The sequence below is a fragment of the Paraburkholderia sp. Ac-20340 genome, from assembly GCF_017104965.1.
GTDB lineage: Bacteria > Pseudomonadota > Gammaproteobacteria > Burkholderiales > Burkholderiaceae > Paraburkholderia.
Genome location: NZ_JAAGPR010000001.1, coordinates 95,828 through 113,279 on the forward strand (window position 1 = coordinate 95,828; position 17,452 = coordinate 113,279).

General features: G+C 61.3%; 16 protein-coding genes. 12 read left to right on the forward strand and 4 right to left on the reverse strand.

What is annotated here, in order from left to right; translation table 11 throughout:
* The first annotated feature begins 63 nt into the window (after positions 1 to 63).
* Complete coding sequence (gene gcvA / locus G3N59_RS00435; protein ID WP_205980500.1) at positions 64 to 954, forward strand: transcriptional regulator GcvA; 891 nt, start codon at positions 64 to 66, stop codon at positions 952 to 954.
* 147 nt (positions 955 to 1,101) lie between these two features.
* Positions 1,102 to 1,608 (forward strand): hypothetical protein, encoded by a 507-nt coding sequence (locus G3N59_RS00440; RefSeq protein ID WP_205980501.1) that lies wholly within the window; start codon positions 1,102 to 1,104, stop codon positions 1,606 to 1,608.
* Between the two features lie 69 nt (positions 1,609 to 1,677).
* Here G3N59_RS00440 and G3N59_RS00445 read toward each other — a convergent pair whose 3' ends face one another.
* Positions 1,678 to 2,181 carry a hypothetical protein gene (locus G3N59_RS00445; RefSeq protein WP_205980502.1) on the reverse strand — a complete coding sequence of 168 codons (504 nt, stop codon included), beginning with the start codon at positions 2,179 to 2,181 and terminating at the stop codon, positions 1,678 to 1,680.
* 204 nt (positions 2,182 to 2,385) lie between these two features.
* Here G3N59_RS00445 and G3N59_RS00450 point away from each other — a divergent pair, with 204 nt between their 5' ends.
* The 5 genes from G3N59_RS00450 to G3N59_RS00475 all read left to right on the forward strand — a co-directional run bounded on the left by G3N59_RS00450 (position 2,386) and on the right by G3N59_RS00475 (position 6,493).
* Positions 2,386 to 2,658 (forward strand): hypothetical protein, encoded by a 273-nt coding sequence (locus G3N59_RS00450; RefSeq protein WP_205980503.1) that lies wholly within the window; start codon positions 2,386 to 2,388, stop codon positions 2,656 to 2,658.
* 259 nt (positions 2,659 to 2,917) lie between these two features.
* Positions 2,918 to 3,328, forward strand: a complete 411-nt coding sequence (locus G3N59_RS00455) for an RcnB family protein (protein ID WP_205980504.1) — start codon at positions 2,918 to 2,920, stop codon at positions 3,326 to 3,328.
* 654 nt (positions 3,329 to 3,982) lie between these two features.
* The gene (locus G3N59_RS00465; RefSeq protein ID WP_205980506.1) at positions 3,983 to 4,288 is read left to right on the forward strand and encodes a hypothetical protein; all 306 of its coding nucleotides are present in this window, start codon (positions 3,983 to 3,985) and stop codon (positions 4,286 to 4,288) included.
* A gap of 222 nt (positions 4,289 to 4,510) precedes the next feature.
* Positions 4,511 to 5,293, forward strand: a complete 783-nt coding sequence (locus G3N59_RS00470; protein WP_205980507.1) for a DeoR/GlpR family DNA-binding transcription regulator — start codon at positions 4,511 to 4,513, stop codon at positions 5,291 to 5,293.
* A gap of 36 nt (positions 5,294 to 5,329) precedes the next feature.
* The gene (locus G3N59_RS00475; protein ID WP_205980508.1) at positions 5,330 to 6,493 is read left to right on the forward strand and encodes an MFS transporter; all 1,164 of its coding nucleotides are present in this window, start codon (positions 5,330 to 5,332) and stop codon (positions 6,491 to 6,493) included.
* A gap of 25 nt (positions 6,494 to 6,518) precedes the next feature.
* Here the strand turns inward: G3N59_RS00475 and G3N59_RS00480 are convergent, their stop codons facing one another.
* From G3N59_RS00480 to G3N59_RS00490, 3 genes are all read right to left on the reverse strand, one after another.
* Positions 6,519 to 8,003, reverse strand: a complete 1,485-nt coding sequence (locus G3N59_RS00480; RefSeq protein ID WP_205980509.1) for an aldehyde dehydrogenase family protein — start codon at positions 8,001 to 8,003, stop codon at positions 6,519 to 6,521.
* Positions 8,004 to 8,600: 597 nt separating this feature from the next.
* On the reverse strand, positions 8,601 to 9,551 hold the full coding sequence (gene speB, locus G3N59_RS00485; protein WP_205980510.1) for an agmatinase: 951 nt from the start codon (positions 9,549 to 9,551) through the stop codon (positions 8,601 to 8,603).
* A gap of 153 nt (positions 9,552 to 9,704) precedes the next feature.
* Positions 9,705 to 10,544 carry a helix-turn-helix transcriptional regulator gene (locus G3N59_RS00490; RefSeq protein WP_205980511.1) on the reverse strand — a complete coding sequence of 280 codons (840 nt, stop codon included), beginning with the start codon at positions 10,542 to 10,544 and terminating at the stop codon, positions 9,705 to 9,707.
* 257 nt (positions 10,545 to 10,801) lie between these two features.
* On the opposite strand from G3N59_RS00490, the gene G3N59_RS00495 reads away from it, so the two are divergent.
* The 5 genes from G3N59_RS00495 to argG all read left to right on the forward strand — a co-directional run bounded on the left by G3N59_RS00495 (position 10,802) and on the right by argG (position 17,378).
* The gene (locus G3N59_RS00495; RefSeq protein ID WP_205980512.1) at positions 10,802 to 11,149 is read left to right on the forward strand and encodes a cupin domain-containing protein; all 348 of its coding nucleotides are present in this window, start codon (positions 10,802 to 10,804) and stop codon (positions 11,147 to 11,149) included.
* Between the two features lie 111 nt (positions 11,150 to 11,260).
* A complete protein-coding gene (locus G3N59_RS00500; protein ID WP_205980513.1) occupies positions 11,261 to 12,739 on the forward strand; it encodes an FAD-dependent oxidoreductase in 1,479 nt (492 codons plus the stop codon).
* 60 nt (positions 12,740 to 12,799) lie between these two features.
* Complete coding sequence (locus tag G3N59_RS00505; protein ID WP_205980514.1) at positions 12,800 to 13,729, forward strand: LysR family transcriptional regulator; 930 nt, start codon at positions 12,800 to 12,802, stop codon at positions 13,727 to 13,729.
* A gap of 216 nt (positions 13,730 to 13,945) precedes the next feature.
* Positions 13,946 to 15,553, forward strand: a complete 1,608-nt coding sequence (locus G3N59_RS00510; protein ID WP_205980515.1) for a cytosine permease — start codon at positions 13,946 to 13,948, stop codon at positions 15,551 to 15,553.
* A 490-nt stretch (positions 15,554 to 16,043) separates the two neighbouring features.
* The gene (argG, locus tag G3N59_RS00515; RefSeq protein WP_205980516.1) at positions 16,044 to 17,378 is read left to right on the forward strand and encodes an argininosuccinate synthase; all 1,335 of its coding nucleotides are present in this window, start codon (positions 16,044 to 16,046) and stop codon (positions 17,376 to 17,378) included.
* Positions 17,379 to 17,452: the final 74 nt, after the last annotated feature.

The following is a 17,452-nucleotide window of genomic DNA, read 5'->3' on the forward strand; positions in this document are numbered from 1 at the left end:
CTATCTTGTCTGGGACCGACAAACCAGATAAATTGCGATGTCGAATTAGATAATCTATCCCGAATGAAACCGATATTGCCTCCGCTCAACGCCTTGCGGGCCTTCGAGGCTGCGGGGCGGCTGGGCAGCTTCAAGGAAGCCGCGGCGGAACTGCATGTCACGCCTGGCGCGGTAAGCCAGCAGGTGCGGGTGCTGGAGGAGTGGTTGGGCGCGGCGTTGTTCGAGCGGCACAACCGGCATGTGGCGCTTACGCCGGCCGCGCAGGTCTATCTGGAGGAAATCGGCCCGCTGTTCGAGCAGCTTTCGCTGGCGAGCGCACGATATGGCGTGCCTCGCGCGGTTTCGCGAACGCTTTCTGTGAGCGCGCTGGCGACGTTCACGCTGCGCTGGCTGGTGCCGCGGCTCGCGAGATTTCGCGCTGAATATCCTGAGATCGAGGTCAAGGTGGACACGTCGAACGGGCCGCTGGAAAGTCTCGAAGCCCGTTATGACGTGATCATTCGCGGCGGCCCCGATACGTTTTATGGCTATTCGGCGCGGCCATTTCTATCCGACGAGCGCTTGCCGGTCTGTAGCCCGGCGCTGCTGGAGCGCGTGCCGCTGCAATCGCCCGACGACTTGCGCCAACATACGCTGCTGCACGCTTCGAGTCTTCCGCGGCTATGGCCGGATTGGCTGGCGCGTGCGCGGGTTCCTGCGCTCAAGCCCGCGGCGGCGCTGACCTTCGATCATTTCTATTTGACCTTGCAGGCAGCGATCGATGGGATTGGTATCGCAATGGGGCCTACCGCGCTGGTTTCGGATGATCTTGCTGCGGGTCGTCTGGTCGCTCCGTTTTCCGGGCCGCGTTTGCCGTCGCGAAGTTATTGCGCGTACGTGCCGGATGAGAAGGCGGACGATGAACGGGTGGGAGTGTTTTGCGCGTGGCTGGAGCGCGAGGGGCGCGGGGAGTGAGTTCGATATTGTGTGGGTGGGAATGGCAGCCAGACTGCGCTTGTTGTACGACCGTTTTAAATCGGCTTTAGACAGGCTTTCAGACTCATTCTAAAGTTTCCACGCCAAGGTGCCGTTTACGCTCCTGACGATTAGAAAATAAATACGATGGGAACGAATATGCGAAAAATCGGTTGTTTGTCCACGTTGCTTGTGGTTTCGGCTTTATCTGGATGCGGCGTGTTGGGGCCTTCGGAATATAAAGAGCCGGCGAACGACGACGCTGCTACGCTTGTTTTCAGCAAGGGCGGCCACATGCTGGTGATACCCAATATTTACACCGGGGCGGCCGAATGCACAGACCGCACGCGCCTGCCGCCCATTCCCGATGATGGCGAAGTGGTAAGAAAGATCGCGGCGGGCCAGCCGATTTCGTTTTCGCTTTCGCGCACGGAAGGCTATCTTGGAGATGGTTGCGTCGTTACTGCCACCTTCACCCCAGTGCCAAACCACCGGTACCTGGCACAGGTGAAGGGACATGGCACTACGTGCCATCTGGAGCTCAACGATGCGGGCAAGCCTGGCGATGAATATGTCCCGCCAAAGGCTGTGGCGAAAGAAGACCGTAAATGGCATCGCCCCTTGAGCGAGAGCGGACCCTTTTGCACCGAGTAGCCGGGAAGCGCAAGGATAAAGCCAGGCCTTGTACGGGCATATTCAAGTTTCATCGCGCGATCCCCTGCGCTATTGAGTAATCGGCTCCAAGGCTAGATCGCTGGAGTAGCGACCGCGCTTACTCCGGCGAACAACATACCCCGAGCGCGAAGTGACGTATCGGAACAGTGTGTATCCTGCGCTCGTCTTTGCGCCGGGAGCAGCGTGGACGAAACTCCAGGATTCATCGTCTTCGTCCAGGCACTCAACTCCATGAAGGATTGAATTGGAGTCGGCATTCGCAAGCAAATTTGCGTACGATCCGGCAAGCGACTTGCAAGTATCCAGATGCAACACGCGATGGCTTTCCTCAATCGTCACGGTTGCATTTCCGCCATCGTCAAAAGCCAGATCGATAGTCTTGCCCATCATTGCGTCATCACCCGATGTGTCGGATATGGCATACCTTCCACGGAACTCTGCGGAATAATCTGCGGAGACAATATGGGCAGTGGAGCATCCATTCATCAGAAGGGAGCACGCGAGGCCGCTCGCGAGTAATTGAAGCAGTTTGATCAGTTTATCTTCCGTCATTCTTATCCTGTTTAGCGTTCTATCTGGCGTGGCATCGAAATGTAATGTCGACCACGCGCGGAAAAACTTGAATGCAAGTGGCCGATCAATGTCACCAGAGCAGAAAATGCGTGAGCCCATGCGCCTTGAGATGTTAGTGTAGCGTCACGAATCAATCGAAAAATACGCTATATAATCCGACGACTCCCACTAAAATCAACGACCATGCTCGCTGCCCGCTTCAAACGGATCTTGATCTGCTTGTTTCCTGCGCTATTTGTCACGCTTGTGCTCCAGTATCATCGAACGGGGAAAATAGAGGCTTACGGCGCGGGAGTAACGTTAATAGCGTTTCTGGCCATGTACTTTGCGTCGAATCGCTTGACCACGCTATGGGTTCGTGTTTTTGGCGCTAGCCGGGCGGCAGTCAATGGATTGGCTGTTTTGTGGGGTGTGCTGGCAATTGGCCTGTTCGCCTTTTTTTACCGGATGATGTAGGCGAGCAAGTTAAACCAAACTTGCAGATCCGGCTGCGCCATCGACATGTTGCATAGAGATCGCACGCCAGCTTCCCTGCACCTGCCTTCCACCTCTGCTAACCTTTGTCGCGGCCTGCGTCGTATCGCGTGCATCGAGTGCCTATCGAGCACTGATCGCGCCGCGTCAATGGCATGCTGCAACCCAGATTATCGTCGACGGCCGTTCAGCCTTTGAGCGGCCGCTGAAATAACCCGGCTATCTCCAAGGTGGAATGACTATGAATCGCAAAGTTATCGCGAATGCTCTGATTGTTTCGTTGCTCGGCGCGTCTGCCGCTGCTTTCGCCCAGCCGCATCAGGACGGCCCTGGCGGCCCCGGCGGTCCTGATCATCCGGGCGCAAATCATGGTGCGAATCATGGCGCTCCGCACGGCAATAAAGGCCATGGCGCGCCGATGCACGATGCGTCGATCTCGCGTCCGGGTGGCCCCGTTCCTCATAACGACTGGCACAAAGGCGAGCGCCTGCCTTCTGAATACCGCGATCGCAACTATGTCGTCGACGACTGGCGCGGTCATGGCCTTTCCTCGCCGCCGCGCGGTTATCACTGGGTTGGTGTGAATGGCGACTACGTGCTCGCCGCGATCGCTACGGGCGTCATCGCGAACGTCCTGGCGTCGTCGCGCTAAGACGCTGATGTTGCGCGCCGTGAGATATCGGCGCGCGACGACTGAAAGCGATACGCACAGGAGGAGATAGCGACGTGATTACCCCATTGACTGGCGGGTGCGCATGCGGATCGGTCCGCTATGTCTGCTCGCGCGCGCCAGTGGCGACACTCAATTGCCACTGCCTCGATTGCCAGCGCTCTAGCGGAGCGCCATTCGCTTCCGGTTTCATTGTGCGCGCAGCGGACGTCACCATTTCCGGCTCGCCGAAAACCTATTCCGTTCACGCCAGCAGCGGCAAACTCGCAACCCGAAGCTTTTGTGCCGATTGCGGATCGCCACTATTCACTAGCGGCGAGGCGGCTCCAGAAGTCATGTCCATCCGTTTCGCCACGCTGGACAATCCATCGCAGTTTCAGCCGATGCTCGATATCTGGACATCCAGCGCCCAACCATGGGTTTGCCTGAGTCAATCGATTCCTCACTATCCGCAATCACCCTGATTCGCGCTTTTCGCGCTACCGCTTTCTTCGTCGAATGATTCGTCTAGCATTTTCTTGAACGAAGTGTTGGCTGTAGCGATTTAGCATAGTTGAAGCAAATGTTACGGTCGTTTACCGTGCTCTCACGCCGTCGATCATGAACGGCGATGCGCTAGAACCTGAGAGACCTACAATGACCGACAAGTTTGTTTCCCGCCCTGGCGGCGGAGAGCGAACTCGCCTATGCAGCCTTCCGTGCGGGGAAGTTCTCGTCGATATTCGCTATGGCGATGGCGTGACGAGACTGAGTGACCTCGACCACATCCACACAGCCGGTGAAATTGAAATCGTTGTGCTCGATTCGATCGAGCGCGTCGCCGAACAACTGCGTGCGCGCAGTGAAAAACTCAATAGCGGCGATGCGCTGATTGTTTTCGTGGCGAATGAAGCGGTCTATTCGGCGGCGGTGAATACGCTGAAAATCGGCGCTTCGGGGTAATTGCGCGGGTTGCGTTAACTAAGCGGCCCGCGTTTTTCCAACTTAGAGCGCAGGGCCGATCCTGTTATCAAGTCGCGAGACATCAAAAATCACAAATCGCGAATACGGATTGAGTCGACGAAAAATCCTGATGCCGCCATGAGGGCGCATCTCCGCCTGTGACCCCATATCGTGCACGTTTGTGCACGTTTACATTCTCGTTTGTGCACGTTATGATGGTGCATGACTGATGATATTCCCATCGCCCGTCGCGAACTGATTGCCTCGCGCCTGGCCGCCGGGCAGGCGGTTGTTGCGGCCACGCTCGCTGCCGAATTCGAAGTATCCGAAGACGCCATCCGCCGCGATCTACGCGCGCTGGCTGCCGAAGGTCTGTGTCGGCGTGTCTATGGCGGCGCGCTGCCGGTCTCGCCCGCGTCTGCGCCCATGGCCGCGCGCATGGACGAAGCGCGCGAGCGCAAGCAGGCGCTCGCAGCGGCGGCCGTGACGCAGGTGCAGCGCGGCGAGCTGCTGTTTCTCGACAGCGGCAGCACGAATCTCGCGCTGGTCGACATGCTGCCGGAAGACTTCGAACTGACCGTCGCGACCAATTCCATCGACATTGCCGCTGCGCTGTTGCGGCGGGCCGATATCCGCCTCATTGTGATGGGCGGCGAGGTCAACCCCGTGGTGGGTGGCAGCGTCGATGCCGCAGCCGTCGCAAGCGTGCAGAACCTGCATATCGATCGCTGCTTTCTGGGCGCGTGCGCCGTATCGGCGCAAGAGGGCGTGAGTGCGTACGAATTCGCGGATGCCACGTTCAAACGCATCGTGCTTTCACGCAGTCGTCACACGATCATCCTTAGCATGACTGACAAAATCGAAGCACATGCCTCGCATCGTGTCGCGGCGCTGGATGCTGTCGCGTGTCTGGTGGTCGAGCACGATGTCGCGCGTGCGCAGATCGCCGCGCTCAGGAAAGCGGGCACGACCGTTCTGCAAGCACAACGTCCTGCGAGCGAATGACGCTCGTTTTCACAATCTGATTCTGGAGCCACGCCGATGGAGTTCGCCGATCGTCCCGCCACGCGCCTCGCTACGCGTCTGGCCTTCTTTGTGGGTGGTTTCGGTATCGCCTGCTGGGCGCCGCTGGTGCCGTTCGCAAAGCAACGCCTTGCCGTCGACGACGGCACGCTCGGCGTGTTGTTGCTTTGCATCGGCCTGGGTTCGGTCGTGGCGATGCTCGCAACAGGCGCGCTAAGTGCGCGTTACGGCAGCAAGCCGATTATCGTCACGAGCGGCATTGCGCTCGCGCTGATTCTGCCCTTGCTCACCGTCGCGGCTTCGCCTGCCACGCTCGGCGCTGCGTTGCTGGCCTTTGGTGCGGCGCTCGGTTCGCTCGATGTGGCGATGAACGTGCATGCAGTCGAAGTGGAGCGCGCGGCGAAGAAGCCGCTGATGTCGGGCTTTCATGCGCTATTCAGCGTGGGCGGCTTTGCGGGCTCGACGTTGATGACGTTTCTGCTGTCGCTGCATCTTGGCGCGCTGGAAAGCACGGCGCTCTGTTCGGTGCTGATGCTGATCGCGATGTTTGTCGCGACACCGCGTCTGCTGCGAGCAGTACAGGCCGCGAGCGGGCCGCTATTCGTCATGCCGCGCGGCATCGTACTGCTGATCGCGGCGCTCACCTGCATTGCGTTCCTTGCGGAAGGCGCGCTGCTCGACTGGAGCGCGTTGCTGATCACGGGCAAAGGGTTGGTCGCTGCGACGCAGGGCGGTCTCGGCTACATGCTGTTCGCCATCGCAATGACGGTGGGGCGCCTGACCGGCGACGCCGTGACGGCCCGCATAGGGGATCGCGCCACGTTGGTGTGGGGCGGCCTCGTGGCCGTCGGCGGGTTTGCGGTGTTGCTGGTCGCGCCGGTCGCGACGCTGGCGCTGGCGGGCTTTCTGTTGATTGGCCTGGGCGCATCGAACATCGTGCCGGTGCTGTTTCGCCGTGCAGGCGCGCAGCACACCATGCCCGCCGCGCTCGCGATTGCAGCGATCACGACGACGGGCTATGCGGGCGTGCTGATGGGCCCGGCGCTGGTGGGCTTTGTCGCCAAGGCCGTGGGCCTTGAGACGTCCTTCTGGATGCTGCTCGCGCTTCTGTGCGTGGTGCCCTGCTGCGCAACGCTGGTGACGCCCGCGCCGGTACGCCAGACGGGTCTGGCGCGGGACTGAAGTCAATCAGCGAGTGCCGCCGGTGTCAGCTTGCATCGGCGATCGAATGGCGCAGTTCCTGATAGCTGCGCAGACCGGCAAGGCCCAGCTCGCGGCCGATACCGCTCAGACCCAGGCCGCCCCAGCAGACCTGCGGAAAGATCAGTTGCGGCGTGTTGATCCACACGAGGCCCGCGCGAAGTTGCGCCTTGTAGCGGCGCGCGGCGTCCTGATCGGCGGTCACGACGGTTGCGACCAGGCCATAGCGCGTATCGTTGGCGAGCGCGATGGCTTCATCGTCGGTGCGGAACGACTTCACGCAGGCGACCGGGCCGAACACTTCGTCGCTCCAGAGAACGTTGTCGGCGGCGGGCTCGGCTACGACCACGGGCGCCATGAAGAAGCCGTCGCCGCAGGCCGCGTCGAGCTGGCCCGAGAACGCCACCGATGCGCCCGCATCCACGCCTTGCGCCAGTAGCGACTGCACGCGTTCGCGCTGCGCGGCCGAGACCAGCGGCCCCATCGCCACGTCATCGCCCCGGGGCGGCGCGACCACGATGGCGCGCACGGCGCTTTCGAACGCCGCCATGAACTTGCGATAGACATCGTCGTGCACGAGGATGCGTGCCGTGGCCGAGCACATCTGCCCGGCATTGGCAAAAGCGCCGCCGATGGCGAGCGAGACGGCGCGTTCGATATCGGCATCGGCGCGCACGATCAGCGCGGATTTGCCGCCTAGTTCCAGCGTTACGCGTTTCATGTCTTCAGCGGCGGCCTGCATCACTTTCTTGCCTGATGCGGTGCTGCCGGTGAACGAAATCTTGTCGATGAGCGGATGGGCGGTGAGTTGCGCACCCACGGCGCCGCCGCCGTTGACGATATTGACGACGCCATCGGGCACGCCGGCTTCGGCGATGATCGCGGCCAGCATGTGCTCGACGGGCGATGTGAATTCCGATGGCTTGAGCACGACGGTGCAGCCTGCGGCCAATGCGGGGGCCGTTTTCCAGGCCGTGGTGACCATCGGGAAATTCCACGGCACGATTAGGGCCGCGACGCCTACGGGTTCATAGTGGCGTTCGCCGGTGACGGTGTTGTCCGGGAGTTCGATTGGCTCTGCGGCGAAGGTGCTGGCGGTGGCGCACAGGTCCGCGTAGTAGGAGAACGTGGCGGCGGCGTCGCTGACGTCGAGGTTCGCTTCGAAGGGCGGTTTGCCGCTGACCTGCATTTGCATTGCTGCCAGGCGGTCGCGGTCAGATTCTATTAGTTCTGCGATTTTCTTTAGTATCTTTCCGCGCGTTGTGGGGGATGTGGCTCGCCACGCGGGGAGGGATGCGTGTGCCGCTTTTACCGCTGCGTCGATCTCGGTCGCTGTGGCGTGCTCTTGCCAGCCAATCAGGGCGCCTGTGGCGGCGTTGTGGATGGGGGTCTTTTCTGCGTTTGCGATCTGATGGGGCGTGCCCGATATTGTTGCCGCTGGCAGTGTGAAGGTGGTTGCTGCGGTTGCTTGATGTGTCGTTGTCGTCGTCATTGTTTCGTCTCCTGTTTGGTTTGGTTTCTTTTTTTGTTTTGGCATTTCCTTGAATTCGTGTCGGTCTATTAGCGTCGCCCCTGTGCGGGGCGGCACCTACTTTTCTTTGCAGCGGCAAAGAAAAGTAGGCAAAAGAAAGCCGCTCACACCGCCAGTGTGACGCAGTCCACAAACCGCCTTTTAGGGGGAAAGGTATAGGAGCATCCGGTCCCCCACGCCACCAAAGCTAGTGACAAGGCGCCCGCCCACCCGGGGGCGCTATGCGCCCCGATGGGCATAACGCAAACCGAAGGTTTGCTGGTTTCCCTTGCAAACCCAACCGTTGCGCGCGTAGCGAGCAACGGGATGAATGACGGCTTTGTCACTACCTTTGAAGGTGCGGGATGCCGGATGCCCCTATACCATTCCCCGTGTAAGGCTGGTTGTGGACTGCGTCACATTGGCGGTGTGAGCGGCTTTCTTTGCCTACTTTCTTTGCCGCCGCAAAGAAAGTAGGTGCCGCCCCGCACAGGGGCAACGCTAATAGACCGACACGAACTCAAGGAAATGCCAACAACAACAAAAAAAAACCACCCCAAAAAAAATCAAAAAAATCGCTTACCGGTAATTAACCCCAGGCATAACGCAAAGCATTTCAAACGCCAGATTAGCGCCCACAAGCGCGGTAGTCCCCGCCTGATCGTAAGGCGGAGAAACCTCCACAAGATCCGCCCCAACCACATTAAGCCCCTTCATCCCTCGAATGATTTCGAGCCCTTGCTGCACGGTAAGCCCGCCGACTTCCGGCGTCCCCGTCCCCGGCGCAAAAGCCGGATCGAGCCCATCAATATCGAAACTCAGATAAACCGGCGTATCGCCCACACGCTCGCGCACTTGCGCCATCAAAGGCGCCAGCGACTTATTCCAGCACTCCTCGGCCTGAACGACAGTAAAACCCTGCTGCCGGCACCAATCAAAGTCATCCGCGTGATACCCCGTCCCACGCAGACCAATCTGCGTAACCTTATCGCACTGAAGCAGCCCGTCTTCAACCGCACGCCGGAACGGCGTCCCATGCGCGATCTTCTCGCCGAACATGGTGTCGTTCACATCGGCATGCGCATCGATATGAACCACCGCCACCTTGCCGTACTTCTTGTGCAGAGCCCGCAAAATAGGCCACGCAATCGTATGATCGCCGCCCAGCGTAATCGGCCGGCAGCCATTGGCCACAATAGCGTCATAAGCCTCTTCGATCAGCCGGATCGAATCCTTCAGGTCATAAGGATTCGTCGCCACATCGCCAATATCCGCTACTTGCAGCGAATCAAAAGGCGCCGCGCGCGTCGCCATGTTGTACGGACGCAGCAACACCGATTCCGAACGGATCTGGCGCGGTCCAAAGCGCGCGCCCGAGCGGTTCGAGGTGCCCAGGTCCAGCGGCACGCCGACAAAACAGGCGTCGAGGCCGTCCGTCGTTTCGGCTTGCGGCAGCCGCATCATCGTGGCAATGCCGCCGAAACGCGGCATTTCGTTGCCGCCCAGCGGCTGGTTAAGTTCGCGTTGCATGTGGGGTGTCTCCGATCGTTGATTGCTCTCGCGTAAGGCGAGGAATGCAGTGGAATGCAGTTGAAGCGATCGGGCGATGGTAGGCGAGGCGCGCGCCGCGCAAATCACGAAGTTGAGATGTTCACATCGATGGCAATCGATGCAAAAGGGCGTTTACAGCGCCGCGAGACAGGGGGAAGCGTGTCCCCAGCCAATCAGTTCGCGCTTGGTGCGCACGCCCAGTTTGGCGAATGCGCGCTTGACGTAGGACTCCGCCGTGGCGGTGCGCACGCCCAGAATCTCCGCGGCTTCCGGCACGGTCTTGCCCGTGATCAGGTGCGCGCAGATTTCGTATTCGCGCTTGGAGAGCTTCACGCCATCGGCGGCAATACGCGCGTCGAATTGCGCAAGCGGATGCAGATACGAGGTGGGATGCGCCACACGCCGCGCCGCGCTGGTGGAGGCGTGCAATTCGAGCAGCGGAAACAGAAAGTCGCTCACATGGCGAAAGCGATTCATTTCGGCGAGCGAAAACGGCGGCGCATGCAGCGCGCGTTCGAGTGCAATGGAGTGCTGTGCGTGCCGCGTGCCGCGCGCGAGCACGCATTCGTGCGCAATCAGCGCTTCGTCGAACAGTCGTTGGCGGAATTCGCCCGGCGGGATCGCGCCGATGTCGCGCACCACCAGCATCGTGCCGATCTTGCCGCGTATGCCCGCAAACAACGGATCGCTTTCGTAAAAGCGATCGTAGTAGAGCGTCATGACTTCCGAAATCGTGCCCGAATCCATGCCCACGCCGCCGCTGCCCACCCATTCGCAGCGATAGCCGTTGGGCATGTTGCTGTCCGCGCGCGATCGCTCGATATGGACGACGTTCAGCGGCACGACTTCATTGAGCAGAAGCGTGAGGCGAGGGACGAAATCCGGCGTGCCGACGGCTTCGATGACGTTGCCGAGCGTTTTGAACGACAGCGGGAATTGGGTGTGTTCTTGCAGGGGTACGGGAATCAGCATGGCGTGCCCCAGATTGAAGGCGAATTCATTATAGCCGAAGGGCTGCACCGCCCGTTAGACGGGGTTTTCAGGGATTTTCGCGCTGCCCGGCAAGTTTGCTGAAAAGGCCGCCAAAAAGCGCCAGATCGAATCGGCGGCATCACGCAAAACGCATCTTGCCCCCCCCGAGGGGGGGCATACCGGCGCGGCGCGACCCGGCAACATGGCCGCACCGATTCAATCAATGCGTCAAAACGACGCCCGATACAGGAACACACATGAGCAAGCTGATTCAGGACATCAAGGAACTGGGCGCAGGTCTGGGCGATTTCACCAAGCTCGACTACGGCATGGACGAAGGCGACTGGCGCGCGGCCGAAGGCAAGAACGGCGGCTACGTGATCGGCTGGTGGGAAGGCAAGGTCGGTTCGGTCGAATTCCCGGAGACGGGCGCGGACGAAGCCTGCTGGCTCGTCGAGGGCAAGGTCGCACTGACCGATGCCAATGGCGCACGCAAGGAATTCTCGGCCGGTCAGGGCTATCTGCTGCCGAAGGGCTTCGCAGGCAAGTGGGAAACCATCGAAGACGCCAAGAAGTTCTACGTCCTGCTCGAACCGCAACAATAAACGTTGCGATAAACGTCGCGGCCACGCTCGCGACTTTCATCGCAAGCCGCGCCCCGCTTCGATAGCGAACGGCGCGGCGCCGTCCCCCTCGCTTTATGCAGTGAAGCCATCATGAGTGACAGCGCACAACTCTACGAAGCCGGCATCGCCACGCCGCCCTCCACGCCCGCCGCCGCACGCGAAAAGTCGCGCAAGCCCGTCGAACTCGGCGTCGAAGAGGCGCTGTCGCGCACGAAGCTTTCGCCTTACTGGCTCGACAATCCGGCGCAACCGCCCGCCGAGCCGAAACTCACTTTCGACACGCAAGCCGATCTGCTGATCGTCGGCGGCGGTTTTACGGGTCTGTGGGCTGCCGTGCAGGCCAAGGAGCAGATGCCCGATCTGGATGTCGTGGTGATCGAAGCGGGACGTGTGGCACACGGCGCATCGGGTCGCGCGGGCGGCATTATTTCGACTTCGGTGATGCACGGCCTGCCCAATGCGGTGCGCGTGTTCCCGAACGACATCAAGCAACTCGAAGAATTCGGCCATCGCAATCTGGATGGTTTCGAAGAGACGCTCAAGCGCTACAACATCGACGCCGATATCGAATGGAACGGCGAGATGACCGTGGCCGTCGATCCCGATCACGTCGAGCATCTGCAGGCCGATTACGATCTGCACACCGAATACGGCCATAACGTCGAACTGCTCGACGGCAAAGCCACGCGCGAGCAACTGGATTCGCCGCTGTTCGCGGGCGCCCTCTGGTCGCGCAATCGCAGCGGCATCGTGCATCCGGCCAAGCTCGCCTGGGGTCTCAAGCGTGCGGCGCTTTCGCTGGGCGTGCGTCTGTATGAATACAGCCCGCTGCTCGAAGTCACCGACGAAGGCCAGACGGTCTTCGTCAAGACGCCCGAAGGCAGCGTGCGCGCGCCGCGCGTGCTGTTTGGCAGCGGCACGGCCAAAGTGGGTATCGCCGATATCAACCGCCGCGTGCTGCAGGTTCGCGATCACGTGCTGGCCACCGAGCCGCTCACCGAAGAACAGCTCGCGCGTATTGGCTGGAAGAATCGTCAGGGTATTTACGACACGCGCACGCAGCTCAATTATTTCCGCCTCACGAAGAACAACAACATTATCTTTGGCGGTCTGGTGAGCTATCACTTCGATGGCGATCCCAATCCGCCTCAGGATGAAAAGCGCGAAACCTATTACCGGCTCGCGCAGGCGTTCTACAACACTTTCCCGCAGCTCGCCGACGTGCGCTTCTCGCACGCGTGGGGCGGCCCGATCGATTACTGCTCGCGCGGTTCGGTGTTTGCGAAGCGTTATCTCGGCGAGAAGGCCGTGTTCGTTGCCGGTTATACGGGCTTTGGCGTGGCGGCGAGCCGCTTCGGCGCCTTCATGGGTCTGAACCTGCTGTTCGATCGCCAGAGCCCGGAACGCGATCTCGACATCGCCAAACTGAGCCCGACCTATATTCCGCCGGAGCCGGTGCGCTGGCTGGCGGCCAAGGTCACTTTCCACGCCTTCGATGGCGCGGATGCCGAAGGCGGCTGGAAGCGGGCCTGGATCAAGGGCATCAAGGCCCTGGGCTTTCCGATGTGATGTGAAGCGCAAGGCGGCGTTCGCATTCGACGGGCGCCGCCGCAGTGAGTAGACAGCGGCATGTTTTCCAATACTTCCGATCTCGACCTGCGCCTCGTGCGGGTCTTCCTCGCCGTGGTGGACGCGCGCGGCATTACCGCCGCCGAAGCGACGCTCGGCGTACGCCAGTCCACCATCAGCTCGCAGCTTTCCGCGCTGGAAGCGCGCGTGGGCTTCACGCTTTGCGAGCGCGGGCGCGGCGGTTTTCGCCTGACGTCGAAGGGCGAGCGCTTCGTGAGTTCGGCGCGTGCGCTGGTGTCCGCCACTTCGCAGTTCGTCGCGCAGGTGCGCGATATCGACCGCAAACTGGTAGGCACGCTGTCGATCGGCCTGATCGGGCAGGCTTCGCATGTGGAGAACGTGCGGCTTGCCGAGTCAATTGGCGCGTTTCGCAAACGCGATCAGGCGGTGCGCTTCGCGATGCGCGTGGCGCCGCCGCAGGAGCTTGAAGAAAGCCTCGTGAACCAGCAGCTCGATCTGGCGATTGGCTACTTCTGGCATCGCGTGGCGGGGCTGAGCTATACCGAGCTTTTCAGCGAACGCCAGGTGATCTGCTGCGGGCGTGGTCATCCGCTCTTTCACGAAGGCCCGGATGTGACGCTCGACGATCTGCGCGTGCACGACTGGATCTGGCGCAGTTATCCCGTGCCCGAAGAACTCGCGAGTATCGGCGAACGGCAGGTCACGGCGATTGCGGACAGTATCGACGCCGCCACGGTGCTGATTCTTTCCGGCAGCCATATCGGCTATCTACCCGAGCATCACGCGCAACCCTTCGAACAACGCGGATTGATTCGCGTGCTGGGGCGCACGGCTTTCGGTTTCGATGTGCCGCTGCATCTGGCCGTCAAACGCGGCGCCGCCGATAAACCCATCGTGCGCGCATTCTGCGAAGACCTGCTCAACGTGTATGGCGCACAAAGCGTGGAGGAAGAACGCGCGTGTGCCTGATCGATATCGATGTGCGTGCAACCATAAAAAAAGCGGCCGGGAAAACATTGGCCGCGCATGAAGTGAACGTTTGAAATACGCAATATGGCGCGCATTCGAGTGAATTAGAGTGACCGCCAGAGATGAGGACAGTGCGCGGCCCTGACCGCGCGACGGGATACCGGCAAGGCGCAAGACACCAGAACGCCAGAGCCAAGCCCCAAGGAGTGAGACACCATGGCAGACAACACCAGCATCACGCAGATCGAGACCTTCGGTTTCGAGCGTATTCCCGACAAGTCGCGCTATGCACGACCTATCGATCTTTTCCGGCTGCTGTTCGGCGGCTGCAATACCTTTTCGACTTCGGTGCTGGGCGCGTTCCCGGTGCTCGTCGGCCTGTCGTTCAAGGCGAGCCTGTGGTCGATCGTGATCGGCGTGCTGGCCGGCACCTTTATCCTCGCGCCGATGAGTTCGTTCGGCCCGCGCAACGGCACCAGCGACCCGGTTTCGTCGGGCGCGCACTTCGGCATTCATGGCCGGATCGTCGGTTCGTTCCTCGCGATTCTTACGTCTGTCGCGTTCTTCTCGCTCGCCGTGTGGAGTTCGGGTGATGCGCTCGTGGGTGGCGCGCACAATATGGTGGGCCTGCCGCAGAACGGCTGGACGCTCGGCATCGCCTACATGGTGTTTGCCGTGCTCGTGCTGGTCGTGTGCATCTACGGCTTCCGCTTCATGCTGTGGGTGAACAAGATCGCCGTGTGGGCCGCGAGCCTGATGTTCGTGGTCGGCGCGTTTGCGTTCAAGGGCACGTTCGACGTGCATTACGCCGGCACGCTTCATCAGGGCAGCGCGGGCTTCTGGGCCGCGTTTATCGGCGCGGTGCTGGTGGCGCTGAGCAACCCGGTGTCGTTCGCCTCGACGCTCGGCGACTGGGCCCGCTACATTCCGCAGACCACGCCGCGTTATCGCGTGATGGGCGCCGTGTACGCCGCGCAGATCGCCACCTTCGTGCCGTTCTTCTTCGGCCTCGCGACGGCGACCATCATCGCCACGCACGCACCGAGCTTCATCACTTCGAACGACTACGTGGGCGGTTTGCTGGCCGTGTCGCCGCGCTGGTTCCTGCTGCCGATGTGCCTGATCGCGATCATCGGCGGGATGTCGACGGGCACGACCGCGCTCTACGGCACGGGCCTCGATATGTCGAGCATGTTCCCCAAGTACCTCAACCGCGTGGGCGCCACGCTGCTGATCGGTACGCTGGCGATTGCGTTCATTTTTATCGGCCGCTTCGCGTTCAATCTGGTGGAGAGCGTGTCGACGTTCTCGACGCTGATCTGCACGTTCAGCTGCCCGTGGATGGCGATCATGGTGATCGGCTATATGCAGCGCCGCGGCTTCTATCTCGGCGACGATCTGCAGGTGTTCAATCGTGGCGGCCGCGGCGGTCATTACTGGTTCACGCATGGCTGGAACCTGCGCGCGATGGGCGCGTGGCTGCCGGCGGCGTTCCTGGGTCTGTCGTTCGTGAACCTGCCGGACCAGTTTGTCGGACCGCTGGGCAATCTTGCGGGCGGCTGCGATCTGAGTGTGCCGGTGTCGTTTGTGGTGGGCGGTCTGCTGTATCTGGCGCTGCTGTGGATGTTCCCGGAACCCGATGGCGTCTACGGTCCGCAAGGCCGACGCTTCGTGCGCGGCGGCAAGGCTGCAGCGGCGGCGAAGGTGACGCCGGTGACGGCGCGCGTGGTGACGCAAGCCGTGACGAAAACCGGCCATCAGCGCGACGAACACGAGACGGCTGGCATGCGTTCGGTGCAGGGTGTGCGCGAGTACGCCGAGTAAGCCGCGCTTGCGCAGGTAAAACAGGGGAAATGAACGGCCGGCGCGCTTGAGCGTCGGCCGTTTTGCATTGTGCGGCGATCGCGCCCCTTCTCGAATCGGCCCGTTTCGGGCTGGAAAAGACCCTCCAGAGCGCCTGTTTTCCCCGAAATCCGCTGAAATGGTTCGGGAAAATCCCGAAAGGCTTTAAAATCTCCCGTTCCGTGCAGGATCGCCGTGCCGATCCCGGCCTTTTTCCGCTGCCTTCGCTGGCGCGGAAGGCCTGATGGGGACGCATCGACGCGGCGGCTGGACCGCCCGGGCGCCAGGCCTGGCGCTGGAGGGCAGGGCGCGATCGGCTAAACTAGAAGGCTTGCGCGACCGGTTTCCGCAGCCTCTGCGCGATGTCCGGCACAGGCAGCACCGGCGCGGCTCGACCTGCGCGGCACGACCACTTTTCACACTCGTCGCGGTATCGTGGCGGCGGGTCAATGCATCGACTGGATGAACAACCATGAGCACGATTCTCGAATCTCTTCCGACCGGCCAGAAAGTCGGCATCGCGTTTTCCGGCGGCCTTGACACCAGCGCCGCACTGGTCTGGATGCGCAAGAAGGGCGCCGTGCCCTACGCCTACACCGCCAACCTCGGCCAGCCCGACGAAGAAGATTACGACGCGATCCCGCGCCGCGCGACCGAATACGGCGCAGAAGGCGCACGTCTGATCGACTGCCGCGCGCAGCTCGTCGCCGAAGGTATCGCCGCGCTCCAAAGCGGTGCATTCCACGTCTCGACGGCCGGCGTCACCTACTTCAACACGACGCCGCTGGGCCGCGCCGTGACCGGCACGATGCTCGTCGCCGCGATGAAGGACGACGGCGTGAACATCTGGGGCGACGGTTCGACCTACAAGGGTAACGACATCGAGCGCTTCTACCGCTACGGTCTGCTCGTCAACCCGGATCTGAAGATCTACAAGCCGTGGCTCGACCAGACCTTCATCGACGAACTCGGCGGCCGTGCCGAAATGTCGGAGTTCATGAACCAGCAAGGCTTCGCGTACAAGATGTCGGCTGAAAAGGCCTACTCGACGGACTCGAATCTGCTGGGCGCGACGCACGAAGCCAAGGATCTGGAAAGCCTGGAATCGGGCATCAAGATCGTCAACCCGATCATGGGCGTGGCGTTCTGGCGCGACGACGTCAAGGTCGACCGCGAAGAAGTGACGATCCGCTTCGAAGAAGGCCAGCCGGTCGCCCTGAACGGCCAGACCTTCCCGAACGCCGTGGAACTGCTGCTCGAAGCCAATCGCATTGGTGGCCGTCATGGTCTGGGCATGAGCGACCAGATCGAAAACCGCATCATCGAAGCGAAGAGCCGCGGCATCTACGAAGCCCCGGGTCTGGCGCTGCTGCACATCGCTTACGAGCGTCTCGTGACGGGCATCCATAACGAAGACACCATCGAGCAGTACCGCGAAAACGGCCGCCGTCTGGGCCGTCTGCTGTACCAGGGCCGCTGGTTCGACCCGCAAGCGATCATGCTGCGCGAAACGGCGCAACGCTGGGTCGCACGCGCGATCACGGGCGAAGTGACGATCGAACTGCGCCGCGGCAACGACTACTCGCTGCTGAGCACGAAGTCGCCGAACCTGACGTACCAGCCGGAACGTCTGTCGATGGAGAAGGTGGCCTCGACGTTCTCGCCGCGCGACCGTATCGGCCAGCTGACGATGCGTAACCTCGACATCACCGACACGCGCGACAAGCTGCGCGTGTACTCGCAGGTTGGTCTGCTGAAAGGCGGCGATGATTCGGCGCTGCCGCTGCTGAAGACCGATAAGGAATAAGGCAGTCTCGTAGTTTTAAAAAAGCCCGCTCCGGTTTGATGCCGGAGCGGGCTTTTTGTTTTTGGTGCTTTGGT

Excerpts from the sequence above, each read along its gene's own strand:
- G3N59_RS00475 (WP_205980508.1), top strand. The coding sequence starts at position 5,330 with ATGGAGTTCGCCGATCGTCCCGCCACGCGCCTCGCTACGCGTCTGGCC.
- G3N59_RS00495 (WP_205980512.1), top strand. The coding sequence starts at position 10,802 with ATGAGCAAGCTGATTCAGGACATCAAGGAACTGGGCGCAGGTCTGGGC.
- G3N59_RS00440 (WP_205980501.1), top strand. The coding sequence starts at position 1,102 with ATGGGAACGAATATGCGAAAAATCGGTTGTTTGTCCACGTTGCTTGTG.
- G3N59_RS00445 (WP_205980502.1), bottom strand. The coding sequence starts at position 2,181 with ATGACGGAAGATAAACTGATCAAACTGCTTCAATTACTCGCGAGCGGC.
- G3N59_RS00480 (WP_205980509.1), bottom strand. The coding sequence starts at position 8,003 with ATGACGACGACAACGACACATCAAGCAACCGCAGCAACCACCTTCACA.
- G3N59_RS00455 (WP_205980504.1), top strand. The coding sequence starts at position 2,918 with ATGAATCGCAAAGTTATCGCGAATGCTCTGATTGTTTCGTTGCTCGGC.
- gcvA (WP_205980500.1), top strand. The coding sequence starts at position 64 with ATGAAACCGATATTGCCTCCGCTCAACGCCTTGCGGGCCTTCGAGGCT.
- argG (WP_205980516.1), top strand. The coding sequence starts at position 16,044 with ATGAGCACGATTCTCGAATCTCTTCCGACCGGCCAGAAAGTCGGCATC.
- G3N59_RS00470 (WP_205980507.1), top strand. The coding sequence starts at position 4,511 with ATGACTGATGATATTCCCATCGCCCGTCGCGAACTGATTGCCTCGCGC.
- G3N59_RS00465 (WP_205980506.1), top strand. The coding sequence starts at position 3,983 with ATGACCGACAAGTTTGTTTCCCGCCCTGGCGGCGGAGAGCGAACTCGC.
- G3N59_RS00505 (WP_205980514.1), top strand. The coding sequence starts at position 12,800 with ATGTTTTCCAATACTTCCGATCTCGACCTGCGCCTCGTGCGGGTCTTC.
- G3N59_RS00450 (WP_205980503.1), top strand. The coding sequence starts at position 2,386 with ATGCTCGCTGCCCGCTTCAAACGGATCTTGATCTGCTTGTTTCCTGCG.
- G3N59_RS00500 (WP_205980513.1), top strand. The coding sequence starts at position 11,261 with ATGAGTGACAGCGCACAACTCTACGAAGCCGGCATCGCCACGCCGCCC.
- G3N59_RS00490 (WP_205980511.1), bottom strand. The coding sequence starts at position 10,544 with ATGCTGATTCCCGTACCCCTGCAAGAACACACCCAATTCCCGCTGTCG.
- speB (WP_205980510.1), bottom strand. The coding sequence starts at position 9,551 with ATGCAACGCGAACTTAACCAGCCGCTGGGCGGCAACGAAATGCCGCGT.
- G3N59_RS00510 (WP_205980515.1), top strand. The coding sequence starts at position 13,946 with ATGGCAGACAACACCAGCATCACGCAGATCGAGACCTTCGGTTTCGAG.